This is a genomic window from Streptomyces sp. GQFP (genome assembly GCF_021545335.1).
In the GTDB taxonomy this organism is placed as follows: Bacteria; Actinomycetota; Actinomycetes; order Streptomycetales; family Streptomycetaceae; genus Streptomyces.
Map to the genome: position 1 here is coordinate 121,525 of NZ_CP089312.1, position 26,603 is coordinate 148,127.

The following is a 26,603-nucleotide window of genomic DNA, read 5'->3' on the forward strand; positions in this document are numbered from 1 at the left end:
CAGTCACATAGACAGTTCAGCGCGCCACGGTGTGACAACGGTGTTTGCGGGGCGCCGACCGTACGGCGCGGAGGGCGTATTCGGCGAGCAGCACGGTGGACGCGGTGCCCAGACTCAGCGCCCATTGAGCCGCGGTCAGCGGCACTGTCCCGAAGACCGAGCCCGCCCAGGGCAGTTGGACCACGACGACCTGTACGACGAGGACACCGGCCAGGCAGAGCCACAGCGCGCGGTTGCGGAGCTGGAAGCGGCCCAGCACCGGCCCCTCGTCGGTGCGGGCGCCGAGGGCGTTGAACAGCTGGAACAGGACGAACGTGGTGAACGCCATGGTCAGTGCGGTGTCCGGGTCGACGTACGAGCGGGCGACGGCGAAGAGTGTCACGGTGCCCGCGGCCATGACCGCGCCGGCCCAGCCAATGGCGAGGAGTCGGCGGCCGTCCAGGATCCGTTCCCCGGGGTCGCGCGGCGGGTGGCGCATCACGTCGTCGCGGGCGGGGTCGACGGCCAGGGCCATAGCGGACGGACCGTCCATGATGATGTTGATCCACAGCAGTTGGGCCGCCGTGAGCGGGGAGGGCAGTCCGGCGAGGGAGGCGCTGAGCAGGGTGAGGATCGCGCCGATGTTGGTGGCCAGCTGGAAGCGGACGAACTTGACGATGTTGGCGTAGATGGCCCGTCCCTCGCGGACGGCCCGCACGATCGTGGAGAAGTCGTCGTCGGTGAGGACCATGTCGGCGGCTTCCTTGGCCACGTCCGTGCCGGTGATGCCCATGGCCACACCGATGTGCGCGGCCTTGAGCGCGGCGGCGTCGTTGACACCGTCACCGGTCATGGCGACGACGTGTCCCCGCTCGGTCAGCGCCTGGACGATCGCCACCTTGTGTTCCGGGGCGACCCGGGCGAACACACCGATGTCGTCGACGCGCCCGGCGAGTTGTTCGTCGGTCATCCGGTCCAGGTCGGCGCCCGTCACGACGTCACCGGCGATGTCCAGCTCACGGGCGATGGCCGCCGCGGTGTCGGCGTGGTCACCGGTGATCATCTTCACGGCCACTCCCGCCGTACGGCACAGGGCGATCGCGTCCCGTGCCTGTGGCCGAGGCGGATCGGCGATCCCGGCGATCGACACCAGGGTCAGCCCGGGCAGTACGGCCGGGGTGAACGCGCTCGGCGAACCGTCCAACACAGCGGTGGCCGCGCCCAGCACCCGTAGTCCGGAGCTGCCGAACCGCTCCGCCACTGCGACGACCTCGTCCCGGCGCTCTTCGTCGAGGGCACGCGGGCCTTCCCCGGTGAGGACATCGACGCACATGCCCAGCAGGACGTCGACCGCGCCCTTGACGTGGACGCGAGTGCGGCCGTCGGGTTCGGTGTGGAAGGTGGCCATGTACTTGGTGGCACCGTCGAAGGGCAGCTCGCCCACGCGGGGCAGCTCCGCACGGGTCCATTCGGCGTCCACCCCGGCCTTGGCGGCCAGGACGACCAGCGCGGCCTCCGTCGGGTCGCCGATGAAGTAACCGCCGGTCAGGCGGGCGTCGTTGCACAGGGCGAAGGGGAGTACGGCGTCACGCAGATCGTCGGCGGGAGGCGTGCCGTCGGCCGGAGGAGTGCCGTCGGCGCCATGGACGCGAACGGCGCCTGTCGTCCCGTACCCCTCCCCCGTGACGTCGTAGAGCCTGCCCGCGCTCCACAAGGTGCGCGCGGTCATCTCGTTGAGGGTGAGCGTGCCGGTCTTGTCGCTGCACACGACGGTCGCCGCACCGAGCGACTCCACCGAGGCGAGCCGTTTGACGATGGCGCCGCGCCGGGCCATGCGGTGCACGCCGAGTGCCAGGGTCAGGGCCAGTACGGCGGGCAGCCCCTCGGGGATCGCGGCGACGGCCAGGGCCACGGCCTGCAGCGCGATGTCCGAGAGCGGCTCGCCGCGGATCCAGGCGCTCAGGGCGTAGGCGACGACCGCGACTCCGCTCAGCAACGCCAACCGCCGCCCCAGGCTGTCCAGTTGGACCTGGAGCGGGCTGGGCGGTTCCGTCCCGGTGCGCAACGCCTCGGCTATGGCGCCGACTTCGGTGCGCATCCCGGTGGCGGTGACGATCATCTCGGCGCGGCCCCGGGTCAGGGCGGTGTTCATGAACAGCATGTCGGTGCGCTCGGCGAGCGGTATCTGGTCGGTCGAGGCGGGGTCAACTGCCGTCACGCTCTTGGTGACCGGCTGGGACTCGCCGGTCAGGGCCGCCTCGTCCACCTCGACGGTCTCCGCGACGGTCAGCCGGCCGTCGGCCGGTACGCGGTCGCCTGCCTCCAGCAGGACCACGTCCCCGGGCACGAGGAGTTCTGCCTTCACCACCTGCTCGGTGCCGTCGCGGCGGACCTTCGCCATGGGCACGAGCATCCGGCGCAGCGCCTCCAGGCTGCGCTCGGCGCGCCGCTCCTGCCAGTAGCCGAGCACGGCGTTGATCTGCAGGACGACGGTGATCACCACCGCGTCCCTGATGTCACCGATCGCTCCGGCCACCACGGCGGCGATCAGCAGGATGACGATGAGCCAGTTGCGGAACTGGTCCAGGAACTTCAGCCACTCGGGGCGCCGGGCCGGTTCGGACAGCTGGTTGGTGCCGTTGACCGCCGTGCGCTCGGAGACCTGTCCCGTGCTCAGCCCCACCCCCGGCACGACGCCGAGCCGGTCGGCCACCTGGGCGGCGGTCTGTCGGTAGGCGTCCGGTTGACCTGCGGAGACCTGCGTGGCGGTGGCTGCGCGTGCGACCTTGCTCTCGGGTTGCCCGTCCAGCGTCGTCATGTGCGTTCCTCGGGTCAGCGGGCTCGTGGATGCTTCCAGCCGTATGACCGGGCGTGGGACGGGGATGTGACACGCACGGCCGGGGACACCCGTCGCGGACCGTCAGCCGACGGCCACCGTCACCCCGGCGTGGGCCACCGCCGCCAGGGTCAGTACGGCTGAACGGCACTCCGGTGCGCGGGAGTGGACCGCACCCGAGGCGTCGACGCGACGGGGCCCACGGTCGGTTGAGGGCTCCGGTCGGCGGCTTCCGGACCCCACTCGTAGACGTGGCCCTTCGACCGGTCGGTGTCCCGTGCGTCGCTCCAGAGCACGGTGCACGCTCAACGGCGGCTCCCAGTACAGGGGTTCGCCGGGCCGAGGCTCAGTCCTCGGCCGCAGACCCCGACTCGGCCGCCGCCTCCTCGACCACGGCACTCGCCCGCTTCTCCGGTACCCCGGCCGCGATGAGTGTGGCGACGGCCACCCCGGTGCCGTCGTCCTCCAGCGCCCCGGTGTTGACCTCTTCCAGCAGGGCGATCGTCATCGCCTCCAGGCCGGCGCTCAGTACCCCCGGCGGCAGATGGGAATGGAAGACGCCGTCCCGCTGGCCCCGCTCCACGATGGCCGTGACCGTGACACGGGCGGGTCGGAGCAGCTCGGCGACCCTGGCCATGCCCAGGTCCCGCTGGGCGAGCGCGAGGAGCATCCGGTAGCGGTCGCCCACCGGCCACATCGACAACGAGAAGTCCGCGAGCGCCCGCTCGGCCGACTCCGTCCCCCGCGTTCCGACCGCCACGGCGTCCCGGAGGGCCTCGGCGGCCTCCTCGGCCAGCGCGTCCAGGAGCGCCGCCCGGCCGGGAAAGTGCCCGAACAGAGTGCGCCGTACGACACCGGAGGCGCGGGCCAGCTCCTCCAGGGTGATGTCGGGGTTCCGCCCGAGTGCCTGGCGCGCGGTGGCCGGCACACGACCGACGGGCTGGGACACGGAGGAACCTCAATGGGGAACGGACGAAGAACGGGCCCGCCCCATTCTGACACGCGGGCCCCGGCACGAGCCGTTGAGACAGCGCACGCCTGCCGATCAGCTCAGGGACCGGTAGAAGTCCAGGTGGAGCCGGGCGGCGGTGGCCCAGGTGTGGTGGGCGGCCAGTCGGCGGCCGGCGGTCTGTCTGGCCGGGTCGGGGTGGGTGAGGGCCAGGGCGAGTTCGTCGGCCAGGTCCTGCGGGGTGGTGCCGAAGCGGGCGGCGGGGCCGAACACCTCGCGCAGGACGGGGAGGTCGCGGACGACCAGCGGGACCCCGGCGGCCAGCGCCTCCATCGCGGCGAGCCCGAAGCCCTCCTTGAGGGAGGGGAAGGCGAACGCTCCGGCGGCCATGACCAGGGCCGGGAGTTCGTGGTCGGGGACCGGGCCGAGGACGACGGGCTCGACGCCGAGTTCCGACGCCCGGGTCTCCCAGCGGGCCCGGTAGTCGCGGTAGTCGAACAGGGTCTCCCCGCCCGCGACTACCAGGCGTACGTCGGGATGTTCGGCGCGCAGCAGGGCGTACGCCTCCAGGAGGTCGAGGGAGCCCTTGCGGGGCTCGATGCCTCCGACGGTCAGGACGTACCGGCCCAGACGCGCGCGCCAGGCCGCCCGCGCCGCCGGATCCGTGGTCGCGAACCGCTCGTACGCCACCCCGTTCGGGATGACCTCGGCCTTGAGCCCCCAGCCACGGGCGAGTTCGTCGGCGACCGACCGGGAGACGCACACGTGCGCGTACGGCTCGACGATGGCCCGTTCGTGGCAGGCGGCCAGTTCGGGGGTGGTGAAGTGGTCGATGTGGTGGACCGTACGGACACAGGGGCCCGCCGCGTTGGCGCTGATGCAGTCCTGGGCGTGGACGATGTCGTAGGGGGCGGGGTCGAAGGCGGCGCGCAGGGTCGCGATGGAGCGCAGGACGCGTTCGCCGACCGTCTCGTCCTCGGGTCCGTCGGGGAAGGGCACGATCCGTACGCGTACGGCCGGGTCCACGGGCCGGAAGAAGGTGGCGTCGCCGCCTCGGCCGAGGGACCACACCGTGACGTCCTGTCCGGCGGCGGCCAGTGCCTCGGCGAGGGCGAGGGTGTGGACGACTCCGCCGCGCGGCCTGGTCGAATAGCTGAGCAGGGCGATCCTCATCGTCTTCATGACGGGGTCTCCCGGTAGGCGGCGGGCCTGCGTTCGTCGAGGTGGCGCAGGACGCGGCGGGCGCGGTCGATCTCGGCGGCGACGTCCACCTCGGCGACCGCGAGGCCCGCCTTGGCCCAGGTGCGGGCGAGGATGTCGCCGCCGGGTCCGACGACCTTGGACTGGCCGAGGAAGCGCATGCCGCCCATGGCGCCGGTCTGGTTGGAGGAGGCGAGGACGACCTGGTTCTCGGCGGCGCGGGACTGGTCGTACAGGTCGAAGAGCTTGGCCTGGCGGTCCTGGGCCATGCGCGGGGCGCGGTTGGTGATGCTGGTGGGCCAGGCGGAGAGGCAGGCGAGGATCTCGGCGCCGTCCAGGGCCAGGGAGCGGGCGGACTCGGGGAACGTCTTGTCGTAGTCGATGAGCATCCCGATCCGGCCGACCGGGGTGTCGAAGGCGTCGAAGCGGTCGCCGGGCGCGTACGCGGCGACCTCGCCCGCCGGGAGGTGGACCTTGCGGTGACGGCCGAGGACGCCGTCGCCGCTGACGCACACGGCGGCGTTGTAGCGCTCGGTGCCGCCGTCCTCGCAGTAGCCGACGCAGACCACCATCTCGGCGGCCAGGCGGGCGACCTGGTGGATCACGGGATCGTCGGGCTTGAGCGCCGGGGGCAGTGCCTCGGGGTCGGGGTGGCGCAGGTCGGCGAGGTAGCCGCCGAGGGCGGCGTCGGGCAGGACGAGCAGTCCGGCGCCTGAGCCGCGCGCGTCGTCGATGAGTTTCGCGATACGGGCGAGGTCGAACTCCAGGTCGCGGCCGAAGTGGGCGGCGGCGGCCGCGATCCGGATACTGCTCATGCGGTGACTGCTCCTGCGTACGTATAGGTTTCCGGGCGCCGGTCCCGCAGGTGCCCCATGGAGCGGCGGGCGGTCTCCAGGGCCTGGGCGACGTCGAGTTCGGCGACCGCCAGGCCCGCCTCGACTCCGGTGTCGGCGAGGATCTCGCCGCCGGGGTCGACGACCTTGGCGCTGCCTACGAAGCGTAGCGACCCGAAGGTACCCGCCTGGTTGGCGGAGATCCACACGATCTGGTTCTCCAGGGCACGGGCCCGGTCGAACAGGTCGAAACGGCGCTTCCAGCGGTCGCCCGCGAGATCGGTGACGGCGTTGGTCCGTGCGCCCGGCCAGGCCGAGACGACCACGCCGATCTCGGCGCCGTCGAGGGCCAGCGCGCGGGCCGACTCCGGGAATGCCTTGTCGTAGCAGATCATCATGCCGATCCGGCCGACCGGTGTGTCGAAGGCGTGGAACCGGTCCCCGGAGGCGTAGCTGGCGTCCTCGCTGAGCGGCTGGTGGACCTTGCGGTGGTTGCCGAGCACGCCGTCGCCGTTGACGCAGACCACGCTGTTGTAGCGGGTGTCGACGCCCTGCTCGGAAGCCGCCTCGCAGTAGCCCGCGACGACGGTCATCTCCCCGGCCAGGGCGGCCAGTCGGGCGATCTCGGGGCCGTCGAGGGCGAGCGCGGGCGGGCCCTCGTCCAGGGCGCTGTCGTCGTCGAGGCTGAGCAGATATCCGCCGAGGCAGGCTTCCGGGAGCGCGAGCAGCCGTACGCCCTCCTCCCGGGCCTCCTTGATCAGCCGCTCGGCGATCGCGAAGTCCTCTTCGAGGTCGCGGCCGAACTCGGCGGCCACGGCCGCCATACGCAGGGTGGTCATGCGGTCCCCATCCCGGTCACCGTGGAGGTGACCGCTTCGGTGATCTCTCCGTCGGGCCAGCGCAGCCCGACGCCTTGTCCGTCTGTCAGCTCCCCGCAGACGGCGCCCGTCGCGGGCCCCGCGGGGAGCGGTGGGGCGCCGGGCTCGTCGGTGGTGAGCATCGCGAAGCCGGGGAAGCAGGTCAGCCAGTCGCCGGTGGTCGCGGTCCCCGGCCGGGGTACGGCGGCCACGTCGAGGACGGCTCCGCAGCCGCTCGCCTCGGCGAGCATGCCGAGGGTGCCGGCGATCCCGGCCATCGACACGTCCTTGGCGGCGGCGGGCCGTGCGGCGGCCACCGCGCCGGTCATGGCGCGGAGTTCGTCCGTACGACGGTGACTTGACGAGTCCCACTGGCGGCCCCGGTATCCCGGGCGCCAGTTGCCGCCGAGGTCGGCGGTGAGCCGTACGGCGTGTCCTGGTCGTCCGCCGCCGCCCGGGACGGGGTGTCGGGTGCGGCCGAGTGCGGTCACCGAAAGGGCTGCGGGCACGCCGAGTTGGGTGTGTCCGCCGAGCACCGGGACGCCGTACGTCTGTGCGGCGCGGGCGAGTCCGGCGAGGATCTGTCGGGCGTGGGCCACGTCCTTCGCGCCCACGGCGTCGAGGAGTCCGACCGGTGAAGCGCCCATCGCGGCAAGGTCGTTGACGTTCACGAGGACCGCGCACCAGCCCGCCCATTCGGGGTCGCGCTCGACCATGGACGGCACGATGGCGTCGCAGGCGGCGATGAGGTCGGTGCCGGGGACTGGGGCTCCGTCGTCGCCTATGAATCCGGGGCCGCCGAGGATGCCTGCGTCGCCGGGGCCGCCCGGCAGTTCGTTCACTGCGACCCGGTGGGGGCTTGTCGCGCAGTTCCCCGCGCCCCTTTCGGGGCGCGTGTCCGGACCCGCCTGCCCTGGCAGAACCGTCAGGAGGTGTCCGAGGGGTGCCTTGGTGGTCGTCACGAGGTTCGTGATCCGGTTGATCGGCCAGCGCATCAGGACGTGCGGTGTGTCCGCGACCGTTGTCGGTCGCATCCTGCGCCAGCCGAGACGTCTGAAGAGGACTTCGTTGCGGGCCTGGACGGTCGCGTCGAAGCGGAGTACGCCCTCGGTCTCCGCCCGTGCGCAGGCCGCGCGGACCAGGGCCGCGCCGATGCCGTGCGGGCCACGGGCGCCGCGGGCGACGACGAGCCGGCCGCCTGCCCACCAGCCGATGTCGGGGCCGTCGGCGACCGGGCCGAGACGTACCCCGCCGACCACCGTGCCCTCCGGGTCCCGCGCGACCAGGACGACGGTCCGGGGGTCGCTGTCGCGGTCGTCCAGGTCGTGGTGGGCGAAGAGTCCCTGCTCGTGGACGAAGGCGTCGCGGCGGAGCCGCCGGTAGGCGACCAGATCCGCCGTGCCGTCCGCCTCCTCGACGCGGAAGGCGGGCAGCATCCGGGCGAGTGTGCTGCGGTCGCCCAGCAGGGCGAGGATGTCCTGCGGCACGTCCCCGGCCGGCACGACGACGGAACCGTCGAGGTACACGGCGCTCACCCGCCCGCAGTCCGCAGGACACTGCACGCCCCGCAGGCCGCGCAGCCCGCCCGCTGGTCGGCGCCGCTCATCCCGGCCGCGCGCAGTTTCGCCGCGACGCCCTCGGTGACGTACCGCAGCAACTCGGCGCTCGGGGCGGCGATCCCGTCACGGGCGGCGAGTGTGCCGCCCATCGGGCGGTAGGGGACGACGAAGGGGTACACGCCCCGGTCGATCAACTCCCCCGCTCCCGCGACGAGTTCGTCGGGATTCTCGCCGAGGCCGACGAGGAGGTAGGTGGAGACCCGGTTGGGCCCGAAGACCCGTACCGCCTCGTCCCACGCGGCTTCGTACTCGCCCATGGGGACGGTGGACTTGCCGGGCAGCCAGCGCCCTCGCACCTCGTCGTCCAGCGACTCGACGTGGATGCCTATGGCGGTGGCTCCGGCGTCGTACAGCTCCCGGATCCACACCAGGTCTCCGGGCGGCTCGCACTGCACCTGGATCGGCAGGCCGGGTACGGCTTCCAACACCGCCCTGACCGACCGTACGAGGTTGCGGGCGCCCCGGTCGGGGCCGGCCGTCGTGCCGGTGGTCATCACCATCTGCCTGACGCCGTCCAACCGCACGGCTGCCTCGGCGACTTCGGCCAGCTGGGCGGGTGTCTTGGCGGCGACCGTCGCACCGGAGCGCAGGGACTCCTCGATGGTGCAGAAGCGGCAGCGGTCGGACTCGGCGTAGCGGATACAGGTCTGGACGACGGTGGTGGCGAGGACGTCGGCGCCGTGCAGACGGGCGATCTGCTCGTAACGGATGCCGTCGGCGGTCGTCAGGTCGTAGAACTTCGGGCGGCGTACGGCGGTCAGGGTCAGGCCGGTGTCTTCCTCGCCGAGCCAGACCTTGCCGTCGCGTACGGAGTAGGGGCTGTCGGGGTTGGTGGGCAGCGCGGCGTTGGCACCGTCGACAAGGACGTGCCCGTCGTCGCTGGGCCCCGCGCCGTCCGGCCGCCGCACGGGCGCGTCCAACGCCACGCCGTGCAGGGCGAGTTCGGCGCGGGTCATGATCCGCACGTCCACCGCTGTGTTGGTGCCAACGCTCACGGTCTGCCCCTTACAGCTGGTAGGTGGAGTTGATGATGGCGCCCTTGCGCGCGTAGTGGATCAGCGCGTCCTGGACGTCCAGGGGGTGGGTGGGGATGACGCCCTCGATGAGGTCCTCCTCGCGGGCGCCGTGCAGGGACAGTCCGAAGCGGCAGCAGTAGGCCTTGCCGCCCTCGGCGATGAACGTCTTGAGCTGGTTGTTGATGTTGTGCTCGCCCGGGAAGGCGGAGTTGCCGACGGTCGGGAAACCGCGGGTGGCAAGGCAGTTGAGCGAACCGGGGCCGTAGAAGTAGATGGCGGTCTCGAAGCCCTTGCGCAGGGCGCGGGTCGCCTGGAGGACGGCGACGAAGGAGACCGAGGACTCGTGGGCGATGCCGTGGACGAGGGTGAAGTAGGTCTCGCCGTTCTCGGCCTGGTAGTCGGGGAAGACCTTCGTGGAGCCGTAGATGCTGGTGCCGTCGGCGAGCGAGGGGTGCGGGATCTCGTCGAGGGACTTCTGCTCGACGTCGGAGAGTTCGGCGGTGACGACGGATTCGGACATGGCTGTCTCCCTGTAGGCGGTAGGGGTTGAGGGCTGGGGGCTGGGGATCGGTGGTGTCAGTCGTAGAGCGCGGCGAACGTGTCCCTGAAGACGAGTTCGCCGAGTTCGCCGCCGCCGGTCGCTTCGGCGAGCCGGGCGTACTCGCCCGTGAAGTCGCCCCACGGCTGGTCGCTGGCGAAGAGCACGCGGTCGTGGCCGATGCCGCGGCGCTCGATCTCCTGGGCCAGCCAGCGGGGTGTGAAGCCGATGGCCCAGGAGAGGTCGGTGTAGACGCGCTTGCCGGCGGTGATCCAGTCGAAGAACCGGGAGCCGACGAGCTTGATGTGGCCGCTCATCCCGCCGCCGAAGTGCACGAGATGGACGGGCACCCGGTCGGCGTACCAGTCGACGAGGTGGCCGACCTCGTCGATGTCGGATGCGGCGCCGGGTGAGGTGTGGACGTGGACAACCAGGTTGTTGTGCTCGGCCACCTGGAAGATGCGGTCCAGCATCGGGCGGCAGGCCGGGTCGGTCGGGCGCGCGCCGAGCAGGAAGCTCAACTTCAGTGCCTTCACGCCCTGTTCGCCTGCCAGGGCGAGGGCCCGCGCTGTGCGGTGCTCGTCCTCGGGGCGCGGGGACACCCACAGTCCGGCCCGGATCCGGTCGTCGGTCTGGGCGGCCTCGATCGCCAACTCGTTGAAGGAGAAGGCGAGATCGGGGTCGGGGACGCCGTAGTTGGGGATGACCAGGGCGCGTTCGGTGCCCTCGGCGTCCATGTCGGCGACGAGTTGCTTGACGGTGGCGCGGGCGGTGGTGTCGGGATTGACGGGCGGTCCGCCGTAGAAGGGGTACGCGGGCAGGACGCCGATGTGGCGGTGTGCGTCGAAGACCATGGTCGGGATACCTCCTTCAGCCGATCGGGAGCGCGGAGGCGAGTCCGCTGGGGGCGCCGGTGAGCGTGCCGCAGACATCGGCCATACGGCGGGACACGTCGATGTGGTTCGCGAGGAACTCGGCGTCCCTGCCCACCGCTTCGAAGCGTCCGGAGCCCCAGGAGTACTGCCAGGGCAGACCCAGGAAGTACAGGCCGGGGGTGCTGGTGGCGCCCCGCCAGTGCATGGGGTAGCCACGGCCGTCGAAGGCGGGGATCTCGACCCAGCGGTGGTCGCGGGTGAACCCGGTGGACCAGACGACCGAGGTGATGCCGGCTGCCTCCAGGTCCAGGTCGGGCGCCTGTTCGGCGGGCTCCCACACCGGCACGTACCGGGGTTCGTCGGGGGCCGTGATCTTCCGTGCGGTGATGTGGGCGTCGATGCTGTCCTTGATGCCCTCGGCCACGGCGTCCGCCCGGTCGAGGTTGACCTTGAGGTCGTCGGCGAACTCCAGGCGCGTACCGTCGGTACCGTCACTACCGCCGATGCCCGTCAGCCGCCCGTGCAGACGCATTCCGTCGCGGGCGAAGGCGCGCAGGTCGATGTCACGGCCTCCGTCGCGCCCGGTGACGTAGTGGTTGACCCGCATCCGGACGGCGCTCGCGTCGTCGAACTCGTCGATGCTCTTCCCGTAGTACCCCATGTCGTCCAGCCAGGCGACGCAGTCCCGGCCCCGGTAGAAGCGGGCGACACGGGGTGCGCTGCCGACGGCGAGATGGACCTGCCGGCCGGTCAGATGGAGGTCCTCGGCTATCTGGCAGCCGGACTGTCCGGTGCCGACCACCAGGACGGCTCCGTCGGGGAGTTGATCCGGGTTGCGGTAGCGGGAGGAGTGGAGCTGCTCGACGCCTGCGGGCAGCCGCTCGGCCATCCTCGGAATGGACGGGGTGTGGTACGGACCGGCGGCCACGACCACCTGGTCGGCCGTGAACTCCCCTTCCCCGGTGGACAGTTCGAAGACGCCGCCGGCGCCCCGGCGCAGTCCGGTGACGGCGACGCCCTCCCTGAGCGGGGGCTGGAAGAAGGCGACGTACCCCTCCAGATAGCGGATGATCTCGTCGCGGACCATGAAGCCGTCGGGGTCGTCCCCCTGGTAGGGGTAACCGGGCAGTTTGCACTGCCAGTTGGGCGTCACCAGGCAGAAGGAGTCCCAGCGGCGCTCGCGCCACTCGTGGCCGACCCGGTTCCGCTCGAGGACGACGTGCTCGATGCCGCGCTCACGCAGGCAGTAGCTGACCGAAAGACCGGCCTGGCCTCCGCCGACGACCGCCACCGGGAAGTGGGCCCCGGCCAGCCGCGGCGCGCTCACCGCATGCTCCCGTCGGCGTTGCTCAGTGCCTCGACGGCGACCTCGGCCCCGTCGACGGAGGCGTACGCGGCTGCGGTCCGTTCGAGCTGCGCCAGTTGGTCGGAGGCCCCGGTGCAGGCGAATCCGTACTTCTCGCGCACCCTGTCGCTCGCGATTCCGAGCGCGGTCCGGCTTCGCTCCAGGAAGTCGCCGAGTTCGTAGACGCCGCCGGGGGCGAGGTAGTCCTCGATTACCGTGGAAGGTGAATAGCAGCGCTGGGTCTCTCCGTCGGGCCAGCGCACATGGAAATACAGCTCAGGCATGAAATCCTCCATGCGGGGCGCCGAGGTTCGGTCACCTCGCCGCTGCTTCTGACGACCACTTCAGCCAGCGCGAATTACCGAACGGCGTCATCCGGAATAAGGCGGAGTTACATAGCCCTCACGCCAAGTACCCTTACATGCACGCAGAGTTGCCTCTGAGGCAATTCGAAGGGGCCGAACACCGTGCTGCCACGGAGAAAGGGACTTGCCGCGCCGCTCAGGGCTTTTCGACCTGTCGGGCCAATTCATGGAGATGGACCGCGAGCTGAAGCTTCAGGGCGTTGTCGGGCTGTTGCCATTCGGGCCCGAGCAGGCCGCCGATGCGCTCGATCCGTTTGAGGAGCGTGTTGGTGTGGATGTGCAGGGCCCGTACCCCGAGCCCGCGCAGCAGGCGGCAGCAGCGGCCGGCCAGGGTGACACCGGCGCCGAGCGGTTCCGGGCCGCGCGGGACGGGGGCGGCGCTCACCGGTACGTCTTCGTGGTGCACGCCCTCGATGTCGAGAGCATCGGCATCCAGGCCGACTCCACCCCCGCCTTCCTCGGCTTCACCATGGCCCGTCACATCCTCGGCCGCGCCATCCTGACCGCCACCGCCGAGACCCCCGCCTGACCATCACGGCGGACAGGCCGACGGATCATCGATGACGCCGCCAAGGAGCGGGCTCCGGTGAGAGGCTGATCAGGTCCGGTCTCCGTGTTCGACAAAGCGTCTCGTCGAAGAAGCCCGCCGAAGGATTGGGGAATGTCCGTGCCCGAGCCGCAGCCCGTCCCGCAGTCGGTACTGAGCCCGCTCACCAACTCCGCCGTCTTCCTCGTCGTGACCGTCGATCCCGGCGGGGAGCCGGTCGTACGGGAGTTGCTCACCGACCTCTCCGGTCTGGTGCGGGCCGTCGGTTTCAGGATTCCGGAAGGGGAGCTGACCTGCGTCGCGGGCATCGGCTCCGAGGCCTGGGACCGGCTGTTCACCGGTCCCAGGCCGGGCGAGCTGCATCCCTTCCGAAAAGTCGTCGGCGCCAAGCACACCGCGCCCGGCACCCCGGGTGACCTGCTCTTCCACATCAAGGCCCGCCAGCCGGACCTGTGCTTCGAGTTGGCCACCCAGCTGATGGACCGGCTGCGCGGCTCGGTCACCGTCCGGGACGAGGTGTCCGGCTTCAAGTACTTCGACGAACGGGACCTGCTCGGTTTCGTCGACGGCACCGAGAACCCCACCGGGCCCGCCGCGAACACCGCCGTCGTCATCGGTGACGCCGACCCGGGCCAGGACCCGGACTTCACCGGCGGCAGCTACGTCATCGTGCAGAAGTACCTGCACGACCTGCCGGCGTGGAACGCCCTGCCGGTCGAGGCGCAGGAACGGGCGGTCGGCCGCGAGAAGCTCTCCGACATCGAGCTGCCCGACGACGTCAAGCCCGCCGACTCGCATGTCGCGCTCACCTCGATCACCCACCCCGACGGCACCGAACGGGAGATCCTGCGCAGCAACATGCCCTTCGGGGCGCCCGGGCGCGGGGAGTTCGGCACGTACTTCATCGGCTACTCCAGCACCCCGTCGGTCATCGAGCGCATGCTGGAGAACATGTTCATCGGCGATCCCCCGGGCAGCCACGACCGGCTGCTCGACTTCTCCACGGCGGTCACCGGCACGCTGTTCCACGTACCGACCGTCGACTTCCTCGACGACCCGCCCGCCGCCCCGGAAGCGGCGGTCCGCGTCCGGGCCGCCGACGGTCTCCTGTCTGCGGAACAATAGACAGCCGTACTGAAAGGGGTTGTCGTGCAGGTAGCCGTGGTCACCTTCGACGGGTTCAACGAACTCGACAGTTTCATCGCGTCCGCGCTGATCAACCGCTGCCGCAATGATGGCCTGGAGGCCTTCGTCACGACTCCGACGCCGGTTGTCACGTCGATGAACGGCGTCGAGGTGACCGGGCAGCGTCCGATGGAGTTCGTGACCGAGGCCGATGTCGTGCTGATCGGCAGTGGGGTGAAGGCGCGCGAGGTGGTCGCCGACGACGGGCTGATCGCCAGGCTGCCGCTCGACCCTTCACGTCAGCTGATCGGTTCCCAGTGCTCCGGCGCGCTGGTCCTCGCCCGGCTCGGTCTGCTGGGTGACATGCCCGCCTGTACGGACCGGACGAGCCGCCCCTTCGTCGAGGCGCGTGGCGTCACCGTGCTGGACGCGCCGTTCCACGCCGAGGGGAACATCGCGACGGCGGGCGGCTGCATGGCGTCGCAGTACCTCGCCACCTGGGTGATCACCCGGACGCTCGGGGAGGCCGCCGCGCGAGCCGTCCTCGACTACGTGGCTCCGGTCGGCGAGAACCAGCAGAGCGTCGAGCGCGCCCTGCGTGCCGTCCACGCGGGCGAGGCCGCACTGCGCTGACGCCGTACCGAGCCCTACACATGTTCTACACGTGTTCTACGAGCGTGCTCCGCGCCGGAAGGCTGGTGGGCCGGGTGCGGAGGACCTCTTCGACGGAGGAGAGGGCGAACCGCACCGCGCCGGTGATCACGGCCTCGTCGCCCAGCGCGGACAGCCGCCACTGCGGGAGGTCGACGAGGAGACTGCCTGCCTCCTCCTCGGCGGCCGTCAGCAGGAGTTCCGCCGCCGGCAGCAGACCGGGTACGGGGAAGAGGCTGGTGCCGAGCACGACCAGCGCCGGGTCGAGCGCGAGCAGCACGGGCGCGATCCCGGCGGCGAGTCTCCGGCCGTACGAGGTGATGGCCGCGACCGCTTCCGGGTCCCCCGAGGCGGCGCCACGGACACTGTCCGGGACCAGGGGTTCGAGGCCGGGCTGGGACGACGTACTGCCGGGGAAGCGGATGAACCCGATCTCACCGGCCGCGCCCCGGTGTCCGCGCAGCAGCCGTCCCCCGGTGATGACACCGGCGCCGAGGCGTTCGCCGAGCAGGACGAACACCATCTCGTCGGCCGCGCCGCCGACCCCGCGCCACTGCTCGCCCAGTGCGGCGAGGTTGGCGTCGTTCTCGACGGCCACCGGGCAGCCGAGGGTGTCGCTCAGGACGGTGACGATGTCCGCCTCGGCCCAGCCCTTGAGGTTGTCGGCCTGCCGGATACGGGTGTTGCCGCGGTTCACCAGACCGGGCGTGCCCACCGTCGCGGCCCACACCTGCGGGGCGTCGGCTCCCGAGCGGTCAACGGCGCGCTGTACTACGGCGGTCACGGCACGGGCGCGGGCCTGGCCGCCCAAGTCGGCGCGCACCGCCGTCCGTTCGACGGCCACCGGTTTGCCGTCGAGGTCGGCCAGGCAGGCGCTCACCGAGCGGGCCCGTACGTCCACGCCGACGACGAAGCCCGCGTGCGGGCGGAAGCGGAACCGGCGGGCCGGGCGGCCGGGTGAGCGCTGGCCTCGGGCGGAGACGGCCGGGGCGACCTCGATGAGGCCGCAGTCGGTGAGTTCCTCGACGATCGCCTCGACCGTGGGCCGGGAGAGCTTCGTCGCCTCGGCCAGTGCGGCGAGCCGGGGGTGCGGGTCCGTCGAGCGGACGGCGGCGAGGACGGCCGCCGCGTTCGTGGCACGCAGGTCCGCGACGCCCACCACCGCCGGGAGTTCACGCCCGGGCGGGGACGGCTCCGGCAGTCCGCCGAGCGGCCACCACGTCTGCGGGACCAATGATCAACCTCCTGAACAGCGGGCACATCGGGGACCGGCACCGATCATCCCGACGATAACAATCCAGCCGTGAGTGCTTGACGCGGACCGGACCCGCTCCGATTATAAAACGCAATTGCGTTATCGAACTACAGCGCCTTCTTCTCCTTCCCCCCGCACGCCCTCTCCCTCGGCTCCCCTGTCCCGTCATGCCAAGGAGATCTCATGAGCCCCATGAGCCCCAGTCCGTCGTCCCTGTCCAGACGTACGTTCCTCACGGCCACCGGCGCGATCGGCGCCTTGGCGCTCACCGCGTGCAGTGAGCTGACCCCGGGCGCCTCGTCGTCCGACGAGAGCAGCACCGGCCCGGTCTCCACCGCCGTACCGGCCGACAAGATCACGCTGGTGGTCGCCGACGCCGACGACACCAGCATGACCCCGGGTCTGCTCGCGGCCTTCCGCGCGAAGCACCCCAACATCACCGTCAAGCGCCAGTACACGGGCTGGGACGACTACCTCAAGAGCATCAACACCACGATGTCCGCCGACAGCGCCCCCGACATCGCCCAGTTCACATCGGGCATGCAGAACCTCGTCCCAGGGCGGCTGCTGCTCAAGGTCGGCGAGTACGGCAAGGCGTACGGCTGGGCGGAGAAGTTCCCCGGCCTGGACCAGATCACCCTCACCCAGGACGGCAAGACCGTCGGCACCGGTGACCTGTACGGGGTGGGCGCGGGCCTGTCGTTCGAGGGCGTCTACTACAACAAGACCAAGGCGAAGGCACTGGGCCTGACCACTCCCCCGGCCACGCTCGCGGAGCTGGAGGCCCTGTTCGCCAAGGCCAAGGCGGCCGGTGAGACCGCGCTCGTCGCAGGCAATCTCGACGGCGGTCTCAACCACCCCTTCAACGTGCTGCTCTCGGCCTATCTGACGCCGAAGGACCGCGAGGCGTGGGCCTACGGCCACCAGAGCGCCACCATCGAGCTGCCCGAGGCGAAGACGGCGGCCGAGACGCTGCTGCGGTGGGTGGACAAGGGATATGTCACCCCGAAGGTCAACGGGGTCAGCGACAACGACGCCACCGCCGCGTTCGCCAAGGGCGAGGGTGTCTTCCGGATCAGCGGCAACTGGGCGGCGGCAGCGGTGGCCAAGGGCCTGGGCGAGCAGGCCGGTTACTTCAACATGCCGCCCGTCACGGCCGGCGGAAAGGTTCGCACCACCGGCGCCGGCGTGTACTACTGCGTGTCCAGCAAGTCGAAGAACGCGGCCGCAGCCGCTGCTTTCCTCGACTTCACCGCGAGCGCGCAGGCAGCCGCCGTCACCGCCAAGGCGGGTTTCATGGCTCCCGACGCGGGCGCCATGCCGAGCCAGAGCGGCCTGATCGGCGATGTCCAGGCGGGCTGGCAGACGATCGTCAAGGACGCCGGGCTGCAGCCGTTCATCCAGAACGCCTCAAGCCCGACCATGGGCGACACCCTCACCACCCAGCTGCAACTGCTCGTCGGCGGCAAGGTCACTCCCGACAAGTTCCTGGCCGGGCTCCAGACGGACTACGAGAACTACCACAAATGACCACTGCCGACCGGCGACTGACCGAGCCCGCCCGCGCTCCCGTCGCCCCGCGTCCGACGGAGCGCGGGCCGGACCGCGCCGGGCGCGGGGGCCGCCGTACGGCACGGTCCGGCCGCCGCCGACGCCGGGCCGTGGCGTTGCTGTACCTGCTGCCCGCCCTGCTCCCCTACACGCTGTTCGCCGTCCTGCCGCTGCTGCACACCGCCTACCTCTCGTTCTTCGACTGGGACGGCGTGACCCTCCCCTCCTTCGTCGGCCTCGACAACTACCGCCGTATAGGCACCGATCCGCAACTGCGCGCCGCCGCCTGGCACGCCGGCGCGCTGATCCTGTTCTTCTCCGTGCTGCCGATCTGTGTGGGCCTGGTCGCGGCGGCGATCGTGTCCCGGCGAGCCGGGCGCCGGGGCACCGGACTGGTCCGTACGGTGCTGTTCCTGCCGCAGGTCATCCCGCTGGTCGCGGTCGGCATCCTGTGGCGCTGGGTGTACGCCGAGGACGGCATCCTCAACCAGGGGCTGCGGGCGGTCGGTCTGGGCGGGTTCGCCGACGCCTGGCTGGGCAGCTTCACCTGGGCCCTGCCGGCCGTCGGGCTGATCGGGACGTGGGTCGTGTCGGGCCTGTGCATGGTGCTGTTCCTGTCGGGGACCCAGCGCATCGACCAGGAGATCTACGAGGCGGCGCGGATGGACGGGGCGGGCCCGGTACGGGAGTTCTGGTCGATCACCGTCCCCCTGCTGCGCCCGGAGTTCGCGGTGGCGCTGTCGATCACCGTGATCGCGGCCCTGTCCAGCTTCGACCTCATCTACATCACCACCGGAGGCGGCCCGGGCAACAGCACGGTCGTCCCCGGCATCCTCATCTACCGGCTGGCGTTCGGGGGCGGCGCGGTCGGGGTGGCCAGCGCGCTGGCGATCGTGCTGACGGCGGTCATCTCGGTGGCCGTCCTGGTGATCAACCGGCTGTCCAGGGAGGCACCGTGACGTCACTGACCTCAACGGCTCCACCCGCGCGGGCGCTCGCGGGGCGGCTGGCGGCGCCCGTCGTCCTCGTACTCTTCATGGCCGCCGTACTCGTGCCGTTCGCGTCCCTGCTGCTGGCGGCGCTCCAGCCCGCGGGCGCCCCGCTGACCGGCTTCGCCCTGCCGGACGGGCTGCACTTCGAGAACTTCTCCCGGGCCTGGTCGGCGGCGGGGTTCGGCACGCTGCTGCGGTCGAGTGTGGTGATCGCGGTGTGTGTGGTGCCGGCCGCGGTGGTGTGCGCGACGCTCGCCGGGTACGCGCTCGCGACCCTGGAGGTTCCAGGCCGGGGGCGGTTCTACGCGTTTCTGCTGCTCGGTCTGTCCATCCCCACCGAGGGCACGGTCATCCCGCTCTACTACGACCTGCGTGCCGTGGGGCTGACGAACACGGTGCCGGGGCTGGCGCTCGCGGAGATCGGGGCGTTCATGCCGTTCGGGGTGTTCTGGATGCGCGCCCACTTCGCGACCATGCCCCGCAGTCTCATCGAGGCGGCACGCCTCGACGGTGCCTCGTCGTGGGCGACGCTCTGGCGGATCCTGCTGCCCAGCTCCCGTCCGGCGGTGACCACGCTGGGTGTTCTGTACTTCGTGTGGAGCTGGAACCAGTTCCTGCTCCCGCTGATCCTGATCCAGGACCCGGCCCGCCGTACGGCCCCCGCCGGACTGGGCTTCTTCACCGGGCAGTTCGGCGTCGACGTGCCGCTGCTCGCCGCCGCGACCCTGATCGTGATCGCCCCGGTGGTGCTCGTCTACCTGTTCTTCCAGCGGCACTTCATCAGTGGCGTGCTCAGCGGCGCCCTCAAGGGCTGACCCCGCACCCGGAAACGTACGCACAGGAGGTCGGAGATTTCCATGGCAGAACTCGAAGTCGCGCTGATCGGCGCGGGCGGCATCGCCCGCACTCATCTGCCCGCGTGGACGGCCCTCGGCGCGCGGGTACGCATCTACGCGCTCGACGGCCAAGCCCCCGCCCTGGCCCACGAGTTCGGCGCGACATCGGTGGGCTCCCTGGGTGAGGCGCTCGACCGGGCAGGTGTGGTGGACGTGTGCACCCCGACCGACACCCACCGGGAGATCACCCTGGCCGCCGTGGCGGCCGGCGCCCATGTCCTGTGCGAGAAGCCACTGGCGCTCGGCGCGACCGAGGCGGAGGAGATGGCCGACGCGGCGGAGGCGGCCGGGGTGCGCCTGTACCCGGGTCATGTCGTGCGGTTCTTCCCCGCGTACGCCAGACTGCGCGGCCTCGTCGCCGGGGGCGGCCTGGGGCGGGTGGCGGTCGCCCGGTTCACCCGTACCGGCCGCTATCCCACCTGGAGCGGCTGGTTCGCCGACCCGGCACGTTCCGGCGGAATCCTGACGGACCAGATGATCCACGACATGGACATCGCCCGCTGGCTCTTCGGCGACGTCGTCCGGGTGCACGCCCGGCAGCAGGGGCATCTCACCGCCCCGGCGCCGGAAGGGGCGGTCGCCACCGGTACCGCCGTACTCACCCACGAGAGCGGCACCGTCACCCAGATCGTGGGGGTGTGGGGGCCACCGGCGACACCGTTCCGTACGACGTTCCATGTGTCGGGCACCGGCGGCACCGTCGAGCACGACTCCCTGGCCCACCTGAATCTGCGGATCACCGGCGCCTTGTCCAGTGGCCCGGCGGCGGGCATACCGGCCGGGGACTTCGGGGAGTCGCCCTACGTCACCCAGATCCGTGAGTTCGCCGAGGCCTTCGCTGGCGGTCCGGAACCCCGGGTGAGCGGCCGGGACGGTGTGGCGGCCGTCCGTATCGCGGAAGCCGCAGCCGAGTCCGCGCGTACCGGACGGGCCGTGTCGATCGCCCCGCAGGCAACCACCGTACGCACGAAGGGAATCGAGCAGTGAGAGTCGCCGTACTGTCCTTCGCCCATCTGCACGCCGCGACCTACATCAGGCTGCTGCGCGACCGCGACGGCATCGAACTGATCACCGCCGACCCCGAGGCCCCGCCCGGCGACCCCACCCGTGGCCGGGCCCTCGCCGAGAGGCTCGGCGCCGACTACTCGGACACCTGGGACGAGGTGTTCACGCTGCGCCCCGACGCCGTCGTGGTCACCAGTGAGAACGCCCGCCACCGGCACCTGGTCGAACGGGCCGCCGCGAGCGGGGCCCATGTGCTGTGCGAGAAGCCCCTCGCGACGACGGAGGCGGATGCCCTGGCCATGATCGACGCCTGTGCCCGGGCCGGGGTGCGGTTGATGACCGCCTATCCCGTACGGTTCAGCCCCGCGTTCACCGCCCTGCGCGGGGCTCTGGCCGATGGCTCGCTCGGCGGGCTGATCAGCGTCCACGGCGCCAACAACGGCTCGAATCCGGCCCGTTCGCACCCCTGGTTCGCCGACCCGGAGCTGTCGGGGGGCGGAGCGCTGGCCGACCACACCGTCCATATCGCCGACCTCGTGGACGCGCTGCTGGACGGCGAGCAGGCGGCGGAAGTGTACGCCCAGGCGAACAGCGTCCTCGACGGCGGCGGCCCCACGCCGGACGTGGAGACGGCGGGCCTTGTCACCATCCGGTACCCAGGCGGACTGGTGGCCGCCGTGGACGCCAGCTGGAGCCATCCGCCGGACCACCCGACCTGGGGCGGGCTCGCCATGACCTGCGTCGCCGAGAAGGCGATCGTGGAGTTCGACGCCTTCCCCCCGCTGCTCGGCGGCTTCAACTCCGTTACCGGACGCGGCCGTTGGGAGGCGGGCGGGGCGAATCTGGATGCCGCCATGCTCGACGAGTTCCTCGACGCGGTACGCACGGGGCGGCGCCCCTCCCCCGATGGCGAGGCGGGCCTGCGCACCCTGCGGATCGTGCTGGCGGCCTACGAGTCACTGCGCACCGGCCAGCCGGTCGCGCTGCCGACAGGGTAGGGCCCGCCGGGGCTACGCGACGCGGAGCAGGATGTCCCGCATGGACCCCCACCCGAACTTGTCCTCCCGGCTGGACAGTTCGGCCACCTCGCGCAGGATCGGCCCCAGGTCGATCCCCGCCGTCCGGGCGTCCGCGCACAGGTCGCGCAGCGAGAGCAGTTCGTCGCGGGTGTCGTTGCCCTGGTCGACGGCGGACATGTGCAGCAGCTTCTGCCGGAAGCCGTCCGGGGTGGGTTCGACGGGCAGGTGGGTGGCCCAACGGAAGGAGGTGTAGCGGGAGAAGAGCCCGCGCACGGACACCCGAGCCGTCTCGTCGCCCTGCGCGTAGACGGCGATCAGGGCCAGCAGCGCGGACTCGGCCTCCGCCCGGACGCCCACCTCGTCCAGCGGGTCGGGACCCTCCCGCATCTTCGTCACCCAGTCGGGATCCATGATGTCCACCGGCCGCTCGGCAATGGGCCGGACAGCCGCGTCGACCAGGGCGACCTGTGCCTCGATGCCGGCGATGTCGTCGATCGTGGTCATCAACTCCGTGTCTCTGCGGGCTCGGGGGCCCGGTCCACCAGGGCGCGCAGTTCGGCGAAGCGGGGGCTGGAGCGGGTGTGCAGCTGATCGCGTTCGTCGGGGAGGTCGATGGTGAGGTCCTCCTGTACGACGGTCGGTGACTTGGACAGGATGACAGTGTGCTGGCCGAGATAGACGGCCTCGTCGATGTCGTGGGTGACGAACAGGACGGTGACGCCGAGTTCGCACCACAACTCGCGGATCAGATCCTCCAGTTCGGCGCGGGCGATGGCGACGCGCTGCTGCATGCCTCCGGACAGCTGCCAGGGGTAGGCCTCGTGGGCGTCACCGAGGCCTACCACTTCCAGTGCGCGACGAGCAGCAGCTTCGACCGGAGGTCGGCGCCGTAGAGGAGGACGGCGACGGGGATGAGGGCGACGGACGGGATGGGGCGCAGGAACTCGATAGTGGAGGTGGTGACCGCGCGCAGTACGGGGATCGAGCCGATGACGAGTCCGGCGGCCACGCCCGCCACCACGGAGATGGCCAGGCCCAGGCCCCAGCCGGTGAGGGTGTCGCCGAGCGCGGTCCAGAAGGTCTGCTCGGCGAGCAGCGCCCACAGTGCGCGGAGGGTCTCGGAGGCCGGTGGAAGGCAGTAGGCCGACACCAGGCCGGTGTGCGGGAGCACTTCGAGTACGGCGACCAGCCCGGCGAGTCCGGCGAGTCCCCGAAGCGGGGTGACGGCCCGCTCAGGGAGTCGCCGCCGGGCGGGGAGCCCGCCGGGACCGGTGCCGGTCCCGGCGGGGCCCGCATTGGCGGTGGTGACGGCGGGGCGGGTCATGAGAACAGGGCGGTCAGGTCGGGCTTCTTGCTGTCGAAGAGGCCGTCCTCCGCACCGAGGGAGGCGAGCTTCTCCAGCGAGGCCATGTCGATCTCCGCCGGCCAGGCGGGCAGTGTGAGCTCGTTCAGGACGTCGCCGCTGATCTTCGTGTAGGTGGTGAGGATCTGGCGTGCCTCGTCCGGATGGTCGGTGGCGTACTTCAGCGACTCGGTCATGGCCTCGGCGAACTTCTTCACCAGGTCGGGCTTCTGTTTCGTGAGCTGGGTGGAGGTGAAGTACGTCGCCACGGTGAGCTTCGGGTCCGTCTCGGCGAACGGCGAGGCCACGATGCGGGCACCCTGCGCCTTGGCGGCGTTCATCGCGGGATCGCCCATCCAGGCGGCGTCCACCCGCCCGCCGTCCAGTGCGGCCGGCATCTGGTCGAACGGCATTTCGACGAACTTGACCTTCGACGGGTCGCCGCCTGCCAGCCGGACCGACTCGCGCACGGTGGTGGAGCCGATGTTCTGGAGGGTGTTGACGGCGACCGTCCGCCCGGCGAGGTCCTTGGCCGACTTGATCGAGCTGTCCTTCTTGACGGCCACTCCGGTGACATCACCCCCCACCTTCCCGTTGGAGGCCGCGCCGTTGACCACGGACTTGATCAGTACGCCCTTGACCTGGGCGATCATCAGCGACGTGGTGTTGCTGAACCCGAACTGGAACTGGTCGCTCACCACACCGGGGATGATCGCCGCGCCGCCCTGGGCGCTCACCATCTCCAGCTCGATGCCCCGGCTGCTGAAGAACCCCTTCTTCTGGCCCAGATAGAGCGGGGCGACATCGATGATGGGGATGATGCCGACCTTGACCTGCGTGGTCTCGCTGCCGTCCGAGGACGACGAACCACTGCCCGCCGGGTCCGACGACCCGCATCCGGCCGCGCCGACGACCGTGATCACTACTGCGGCAAGCCCGAGAATGCGCCTTTGCATGGGCTCCTCCTGAGGAAGCAACACCGAATGTTGGGCACCTTCTTGACGGCCGCAATGTACACACCTACGTTCGCGCCGTCAGCACTCCGGACAAGAGAGGCCCCGACAACTTCGACGAGCGCGGCCACCACCCAACAAGGCCCAGTCACAAGGGAGTTCAGTGCGCCCTCAGTCGCTCCTGTTCGCCTTCTTCGGCAGCTATGTGCTGGAGGAGGGGCTCGGACACGTGTACTCGGGCAGCATCATCGATGTCCTCGCCCGCACCGGAGTCGGCGAACCGGCTGTCCGGTCCACCCTCACCCGCATGGTCAACCGGGGTCTGCTGCAGCGTCAGCGCCAGGGCCGCAGAATGCACTTCGGCCTGACCCCGCAGGCCGAGCAGGTCCTCTGGAACGGAAAGCGACGCCTGTGGCAGACCGGTGCCGTCAACGACGACTGGGACGGCACCTGGACACTGCTCGGCTTCTCGCTGCCCGAGTCCTGGCAGCGCCAGCGGCACCATCTGCGCTCCCGGCTCACCTGGTCGGGGTTCGGCGCCCTGTACAGCGGACTATGGATCGCGCCCGGTGAGGTCGACGCCTCCTCGCTCGTGTCCGAGCTGGGCCTCGCCGCCCACGTCAAGATCTTCCACGCCACGGCCGACGACACCACCGACATCGGCCTGATGATCCGTGACACCTGGGACCTGGGCGGCATCGGCGCCCGGTACGCCGACTTCGACGAGCGCTGGTCCACCTGGCCCGCCGCAGGCTACGGCGATCCGCTCGGCATCCGACTACGGGTGATCAGCGAGTGGTTGGACATCATCCGCACGGACCCACGGCTGCCCGCCCGCCACCTGCCCTCCGACTGGCCGGCCCGCGCGGCCCAGGAGACCTTCCACCGCATCGCGCGACAGACCGAGGCCCCCGCCCGCCGGACTGCCATCGAGTTCCTGGAGACCACGAGACGGCCCCCCGGCGCCGCCGTCACCGCTTGAGGCTCGACATCAGGTCACGCATGTCAGTGATCATGGCCGACCGGTACAAGGACAGGTCGGGGAGTTCCGGCCCGCCACCGACCGCGTTCTCGTCCTGGCCCTCGCCCTCACCATCGCGCTCGCTCTGGTAGTACGTGAAGACGGAGAGATCCAGCGAGAGGACCGCTCCGCCCTCCAGCACCCGCAACTCCGCATTGCCGTTGTCCCGGGTCAGGAGATACGCCTTGTCGCCGAGGTCCGGAACTGTCTCGACCTGTTCTTCGGGCAGAACGCCGTCATCGGTCACCCGTCGTCGTGCCTCGAACTCCGCGCCGGGGTCGGTCTTCTTGTGCAGTGCCACCGTTATTCCGACGGTGTAGCCGGTGAACCAGCCCTTCCCGGACTCCCCCGCGCCGGCCAGGAACCGGAGAGGTATGGAGCACTGGATCTGGTCGAGGGCGGCATGGCGCAGCAGCCCTGAATCGACCTTGGTGGTGGGCTCTCGCGGCGCGATCACCTCGCCGATCGCCTTCAACCGCAGCGACGGGCAAGGGTCCTGCTTCAGCTGGTACCCGCTCAGGTCCGGCTTTCGATCGCCCCCTCCGTACAGGAACAGCGCCGCTGCCCAGAGGACCGACGCCATCACCGCCCCTCCCAGCGCCCACTGCCACGGCCTGCGCGGCCGGAGTTCCCCACCGGGCTCCTCGTCGAAGCCGCCCACCACCTCGCGGGTGTCGACTCCACCGAACTCCCCCGCCATCTCCGGCTCAGAAATCATCCTGCTCCTTCGGCCGTGCCTTCCGCCTTCGTCAGGATGATCGCAGCACTGCCCCCGTTCACGTCTGCCGCAGAGGCTCGTACACCTCCGCGTCGACACCGAACGTCCAGGCCACTCCCTCACGGGCCGTACGGGTCGTCGGCGGCACCCTCAGCCAGTACGTACGGCTCGACCCGTCCGGTTCAGGTGTGGAGTTGACGACTTCGACCATCACCACGTCCTCGTCGCCGACAAGTTGGACGCGCCACAGCACGCCCGTCTCGTCGCGGTGGACAGGGACCGCGCCGGACTCCTCCAGGTAGCGGTCGTAGCCGTAGAACTCCAGCATCACGCGCCGGAGTTCAGCGTTCTCCTCGTCGCGGATGCGTTCCGGGGTCAGTGCGGTCAGTTCGTCCAGGAAGTCCTTCGGGACGGGCATGCCGCGCCAGGCGTACAGCTCGAACCCGTCCGCGTAGCCGAGGGCGGGCCCGTCGCCCCGGTCCAGGCGGCCCGCCTCGTCGCGGTGCAGGGTCAGCGGGCGTTCGCTGAGGATCGCCGTCTTCTCGTAGGGCCACCACCAGCCCGCGTCGCGCGCCACGGCGGCGAGGCCGGCCAGTGGGCTGTCGTCGCCAGGCTCGAACGCGCACAGCCAGGCCGCGTCGTGCTGTCCCAGCGCGGCGTCCAGAAGCAGCAGACGGACCCGCGCCTCCTCCTTGCGGTCGGCGGCGAGTTCCTCGACGATTCCCGCCCGCACCCGGTCGACCAGCATGCTGGTCGACTCCCACAGACCGGCTCCCGTGGCACGCCAGTGCCCGCTCCACCGCTCCGGGCCCAACTGCGTGTGCAGCCGCGCCCGTTCGGCCGCCCAGGGCGCGCTCCACACGGCGTTGCGGACACCGGCGCCGAGGCTGCCCAGCGGCGAACCGTCCGGGTGCGTCGCCGTCATGAGCATCCGTACGGCTTCGAGGGGCGAGCGCGCCCACACGATGCGCTCGGGTTCCGCCAGCCCCGCGCGCCGGTAGGCGAGCCGGACGCCTTCCTCGGCCGCCGCCCGGTCGCCCGGTCCCGTCGCTGTCGCCGCAGCCCGCCAACTGCCCTGGTCCATCAGTGCCGTTCCTCTCCAAGTGCTGTCGCCGG

At 71.0% G+C, this 26,603-nt stretch carries 27 protein-coding genes and 1 pseudogene; 9 read left to right on the forward strand and 19 right to left on the reverse strand.

The window, feature by feature from the left end:
• Window positions 1-16: 16 nt before the first annotated feature.
• The 12 genes from LUX31_RS00590 to LUX31_RS37765 all read right to left on the reverse strand — a co-directional run bounded on the left by LUX31_RS00590 (window position 17) and on the right by LUX31_RS37765 (window position 12,797).
• Window positions 17-2,797: a cation-translocating P-type ATPase gene (locus LUX31_RS00590; RefSeq protein WP_235472528.1), complete on the reverse strand. Its 2,781-nt coding sequence runs from the start codon at window positions 2,795-2,797 to the stop codon at window positions 17-19.
• Window positions 2,798-3,161: 364 nt separating this feature from the next.
• Complete coding sequence (locus tag LUX31_RS00595; RefSeq protein WP_268828095.1) at window positions 3,162-3,764, reverse strand: TetR family transcriptional regulator; 603 nt, start codon at window positions 3,762-3,764, stop codon at window positions 3,162-3,164.
• A gap of 96 nt (window positions 3,765-3,860) precedes the next feature.
• Window positions 3,861-4,946 (reverse strand): MSMEG_0565 family glycosyltransferase, encoded by a 1,086-nt coding sequence (locus LUX31_RS00605; RefSeq protein WP_235472529.1) that lies wholly within the window; start codon window positions 4,944-4,946, stop codon window positions 3,861-3,863.
• Window positions 4,943-5,779: a carbon-nitrogen hydrolase family protein gene (locus LUX31_RS00610; protein WP_235472530.1), complete on the reverse strand. Its 837-nt coding sequence runs from the start codon at window positions 5,777-5,779 to the stop codon at window positions 4,943-4,945. Before LUX31_RS00610 ends, LUX31_RS00605 begins: the two co-directional genes overlap by 4 nt.
• On the reverse strand, window positions 5,776-6,636 hold the full coding sequence (locus tag LUX31_RS00615; protein ID WP_235472531.1) for a carbon-nitrogen hydrolase family protein: 861 nt from the start codon (window positions 6,634-6,636) through the stop codon (window positions 5,776-5,778). Before LUX31_RS00615 ends, LUX31_RS00610 begins: the two co-directional genes overlap by 4 nt.
• The gene (locus LUX31_RS00620; RefSeq protein ID WP_235472532.1) at window positions 6,633-8,189 is read right to left on the reverse strand and encodes an MSMEG_0567/sll0787 family protein; all 1,557 of its coding nucleotides are present in this window, start codon (window positions 8,187-8,189) and stop codon (window positions 6,633-6,635) included. Before LUX31_RS00620 ends, LUX31_RS00615 begins: the two co-directional genes overlap by 4 nt.
• Window positions 8,186-9,268 carry an MSMEG_0568 family radical SAM protein gene (locus LUX31_RS00625; RefSeq protein WP_235472533.1) on the reverse strand — a complete coding sequence of 361 codons (1,083 nt, stop codon included), beginning with the start codon at window positions 9,266-9,268 and terminating at the stop codon, window positions 8,186-8,188. The genes LUX31_RS00620 and LUX31_RS00625 overlap by 4 nt, the downstream gene beginning before the upstream one ends.
• A gap of 10 nt (window positions 9,269-9,278) precedes the next feature.
• Complete coding sequence (locus LUX31_RS00630) at window positions 9,279-9,809, reverse strand: MSMEG_0572/Sll0783 family nitrogen starvation response protein (RefSeq protein ID WP_235472534.1); 531 nt, start codon at window positions 9,807-9,809, stop codon at window positions 9,279-9,281.
• A gap of 56 nt (window positions 9,810-9,865) precedes the next feature.
• Complete coding sequence (locus tag LUX31_RS00635) at window positions 9,866-10,681, reverse strand: amidohydrolase family protein (protein ID WP_235472535.1); 816 nt, start codon at window positions 10,679-10,681, stop codon at window positions 9,866-9,868.
• Between the two features lie 16 nt (window positions 10,682-10,697).
• A complete protein-coding gene (locus LUX31_RS00640; RefSeq protein WP_235472536.1) occupies window positions 10,698-12,029 on the reverse strand; it encodes an MSMEG_0569 family flavin-dependent oxidoreductase in 1,332 nt (443 codons plus the stop codon).
• Window positions 12,026-12,331, reverse strand: a complete 306-nt coding sequence (locus tag LUX31_RS00645) for an MSMEG_0570 family nitrogen starvation response protein (RefSeq protein WP_235472537.1) — start codon at window positions 12,329-12,331, stop codon at window positions 12,026-12,028. The genes LUX31_RS00640 and LUX31_RS00645 overlap by 4 nt, the downstream gene beginning before the upstream one ends.
• A gap of 217 nt (window positions 12,332-12,548) precedes the next feature.
• Window positions 12,549-12,797, reverse strand: coding sequence for a helix-turn-helix domain-containing protein (locus tag LUX31_RS37765; RefSeq protein ID WP_443045910.1), 249 nt, complete (start codon window positions 12,795-12,797; stop codon window positions 12,549-12,551).
• On the opposite strand from LUX31_RS37765, the gene LUX31_RS00650 reads away from it, so the two are divergent.
• The 3 genes from LUX31_RS00650 to LUX31_RS00660 all read left to right on the forward strand — a co-directional run bounded on the left by LUX31_RS00650 (window position 12,690) and on the right by LUX31_RS00660 (window position 14,717).
• Window positions 12,690-12,941 carry a hypothetical protein gene (locus LUX31_RS00650; RefSeq protein WP_443045911.1) on the forward strand — a complete coding sequence of 84 codons (252 nt, stop codon included), beginning with the start codon at window positions 12,690-12,692 and terminating at the stop codon, window positions 12,939-12,941. The two genes, LUX31_RS37765 and LUX31_RS00650, sit on opposite strands and share 108 nt — an antisense overlap.
• Before the next feature lie 132 nt (window positions 12,942-13,073).
• Entirely contained in the window at window positions 13,074-14,084 is a 1,011-nt protein-coding gene (locus LUX31_RS00655; protein WP_235472538.1) for a Dyp-type peroxidase, read from the forward strand.
• A gap of 24 nt (window positions 14,085-14,108) precedes the next feature.
• Complete coding sequence (locus LUX31_RS00660; RefSeq protein WP_235472539.1) at window positions 14,109-14,717, forward strand: DJ-1/PfpI family protein; 609 nt, start codon at window positions 14,109-14,111, stop codon at window positions 14,715-14,717.
• A gap of 25 nt (window positions 14,718-14,742) precedes the next feature.
• Here LUX31_RS00660 and LUX31_RS00665 read toward each other — a convergent pair whose 3' ends face one another.
• Window positions 14,743-15,969 carry an ROK family protein gene (locus LUX31_RS00665; RefSeq protein ID WP_235472540.1) on the reverse strand — a complete coding sequence of 409 codons (1,227 nt, stop codon included), beginning with the start codon at window positions 15,967-15,969 and terminating at the stop codon, window positions 14,743-14,745.
• 204 nt (window positions 15,970-16,173) lie between these two features.
• Here LUX31_RS00665 and LUX31_RS00670 point away from each other — a divergent pair, with 204 nt between their 5' ends.
• Genes LUX31_RS00670 through LUX31_RS00690 form a run of 5 tightly spaced genes read left to right on the forward strand, consistent with a single transcriptional unit; the run spans window position 16,174 to window position 21,432 of the window.
• The gene (locus tag LUX31_RS00670; RefSeq protein WP_235472541.1) at window positions 16,174-17,520 is read left to right on the forward strand and encodes an ABC transporter substrate-binding protein; all 1,347 of its coding nucleotides are present in this window, start codon (window positions 16,174-16,176) and stop codon (window positions 17,518-17,520) included.
• Window positions 17,517-18,500 (forward strand): carbohydrate ABC transporter permease, encoded by a 984-nt coding sequence (locus LUX31_RS00675; protein ID WP_235472542.1) that lies wholly within the window; start codon window positions 17,517-17,519, stop codon window positions 18,498-18,500. The genes LUX31_RS00670 and LUX31_RS00675 overlap by 4 nt, the downstream gene beginning before the upstream one ends.
• A complete protein-coding gene (locus tag LUX31_RS00680) occupies window positions 18,497-19,348 on the forward strand; it encodes a carbohydrate ABC transporter permease (RefSeq protein WP_235472543.1) in 852 nt (283 codons plus the stop codon). The genes LUX31_RS00675 and LUX31_RS00680 overlap by 4 nt, the downstream gene beginning before the upstream one ends.
• 42 nt (window positions 19,349-19,390) lie before the next feature.
• The gene (locus LUX31_RS00685; RefSeq protein WP_235472544.1) at window positions 19,391-20,416 is read left to right on the forward strand and encodes a Gfo/Idh/MocA family protein; all 1,026 of its coding nucleotides are present in this window, start codon (window positions 19,391-19,393) and stop codon (window positions 20,414-20,416) included.
• Entirely contained in the window at window positions 20,413-21,432 is a 1,020-nt protein-coding gene (locus LUX31_RS00690; protein ID WP_235472545.1) for a Gfo/Idh/MocA family protein, read from the forward strand. Before LUX31_RS00685 ends, LUX31_RS00690 begins: the two co-directional genes overlap by 4 nt.
• 12 nt (window positions 21,433-21,444) lie before the next feature.
• Here the strand turns inward: LUX31_RS00690 and LUX31_RS00695 are convergent, their stop codons facing one another.
• The 4 genes and pseudogenes from LUX31_RS00695 to LUX31_RS00710 all read right to left on the reverse strand — a co-directional run bounded on the left by LUX31_RS00695 (window position 21,445) and on the right by LUX31_RS00710 (window position 23,751).
• Window positions 21,445-21,957, reverse strand: coding sequence for a hypothetical protein (locus tag LUX31_RS00695; RefSeq protein WP_235472546.1), 513 nt, complete (start codon window positions 21,955-21,957; stop codon window positions 21,445-21,447).
• Window positions 21,957-22,349, reverse strand: a pseudogene (locus tag LUX31_RS00700) (ABC transporter ATP-binding protein); the annotation flags it as partial. The gene LUX31_RS00695 and the pseudogene LUX31_RS00700, both read right to left, overlap by 1 nt.
• Window positions 22,292-22,777 (reverse strand): ABC transporter permease, encoded by a 486-nt coding sequence (locus LUX31_RS00705; protein ID WP_443045912.1) that lies wholly within the window; start codon window positions 22,775-22,777, stop codon window positions 22,292-22,294. The gene LUX31_RS00705 and the pseudogene LUX31_RS00700, both read right to left, overlap by 58 nt.
• A complete protein-coding gene (locus tag LUX31_RS00710) occupies window positions 22,774-23,751 on the reverse strand; it encodes an ABC transporter substrate-binding protein (RefSeq protein ID WP_235472547.1) in 978 nt (325 codons plus the stop codon). The genes LUX31_RS00705 and LUX31_RS00710 overlap by 4 nt, the downstream gene beginning before the upstream one ends.
• A gap of 160 nt (window positions 23,752-23,911) precedes the next feature.
• Between LUX31_RS00710 and LUX31_RS00715 the strand changes: the two genes are divergently transcribed.
• A complete protein-coding gene (locus tag LUX31_RS00715; RefSeq protein WP_235472548.1) occupies window positions 23,912-24,730 on the forward strand; it encodes a PaaX family transcriptional regulator in 819 nt (272 codons plus the stop codon).
• Here the strand turns inward: LUX31_RS00715 and LUX31_RS00720 are convergent.
• Both LUX31_RS00720 and LUX31_RS00725 read right to left on the reverse strand, forming a co-directional pair.
• Window positions 24,720-25,487: a hypothetical protein gene (locus LUX31_RS00720; RefSeq protein WP_235472549.1), complete on the reverse strand. Its 768-nt coding sequence runs from the start codon at window positions 25,485-25,487 to the stop codon at window positions 24,720-24,722. The two genes, LUX31_RS00715 and LUX31_RS00720, sit on opposite strands and share 11 nt — an antisense overlap.
• 58 nt (window positions 25,488-25,545) lie before the next feature.
• Window positions 25,546-26,571 carry a DUF6745 domain-containing protein gene (locus LUX31_RS00725; RefSeq protein ID WP_235472550.1) on the reverse strand — a complete coding sequence of 342 codons (1,026 nt, stop codon included), beginning with the start codon at window positions 26,569-26,571 and terminating at the stop codon, window positions 25,546-25,548.
• Window positions 26,572-26,603 lie beyond the last annotated feature (32 nt).

Bases quoted from the DNA above. Each gene is read 5' to 3' on its own strand.
- LUX31_RS00725 (WP_235472550.1), bottom strand. From the start codon at position 26,571: ATGGACCAGGGCAGTTGGCGGGCTGCGGCGACAGCGACGGGACCGGGC.
- LUX31_RS00590 (WP_235472528.1), bottom strand. From the start codon at position 2,797: ATGACGACGCTGGACGGGCAACCCGAGAGCAAGGTCGCACGCGCAGCC.
- LUX31_RS00645 (WP_235472537.1), bottom strand. From the start codon at position 12,331: ATGCCTGAGCTGTATTTCCATGTGCGCTGGCCCGACGGAGAGACCCAG.
- LUX31_RS00705 (WP_443045912.1), bottom strand. From the start codon at position 22,777: ATGACCCGCCCCGCCGTCACCACCGCCAATGCGGGCCCCGCCGGGACC.
- LUX31_RS00635 (WP_235472535.1), bottom strand. From the start codon at position 10,681: ATGGTCTTCGACGCACACCGCCACATCGGCGTCCTGCCCGCGTACCCC.
- LUX31_RS00670 (WP_235472541.1), top strand. From the start codon at position 16,174: ATGAGCCCCATGAGCCCCAGTCCGTCGTCCCTGTCCAGACGTACGTTC.
- LUX31_RS00710 (WP_235472547.1), bottom strand. From the start codon at position 23,751: ATGCAAAGGCGCATTCTCGGGCTTGCCGCAGTAGTGATCACGGTCGTC.
- LUX31_RS00610 (WP_235472530.1), bottom strand. From the start codon at position 5,779: ATGAGCAGTATCCGGATCGCGGCCGCCGCCGCCCACTTCGGCCGCGAC.
- LUX31_RS00655 (WP_235472538.1), top strand. From the start codon at position 13,074: ATGTCCGTGCCCGAGCCGCAGCCCGTCCCGCAGTCGGTACTGAGCCCG.
- LUX31_RS00685 (WP_235472544.1), top strand. From the start codon at position 19,391: ATGGCAGAACTCGAAGTCGCGCTGATCGGCGCGGGCGGCATCGCCCGC.
- LUX31_RS00675 (WP_235472542.1), top strand. From the start codon at position 17,517: ATGACCACTGCCGACCGGCGACTGACCGAGCCCGCCCGCGCTCCCGTC.
- LUX31_RS00630 (WP_235472534.1), bottom strand. From the start codon at position 9,809: ATGTCCGAATCCGTCGTCACCGCCGAACTCTCCGACGTCGAGCAGAAG.
- LUX31_RS00605 (WP_235472529.1), bottom strand. From the start codon at position 4,946: ATGAAGACGATGAGGATCGCCCTGCTCAGCTATTCGACCAGGCCGCGC.
- LUX31_RS00720 (WP_235472549.1), bottom strand. From the start codon at position 25,487: ATGATTTCTGAGCCGGAGATGGCGGGGGAGTTCGGTGGAGTCGACACC.
- LUX31_RS00615 (WP_235472531.1), bottom strand. From the start codon at position 6,636: ATGACCACCCTGCGTATGGCGGCCGTGGCCGCCGAGTTCGGCCGCGAC.
- LUX31_RS00695 (WP_235472546.1), bottom strand. From the start codon at position 21,957: ATGACCACGATCGACGACATCGCCGGCATCGAGGCACAGGTCGCCCTG.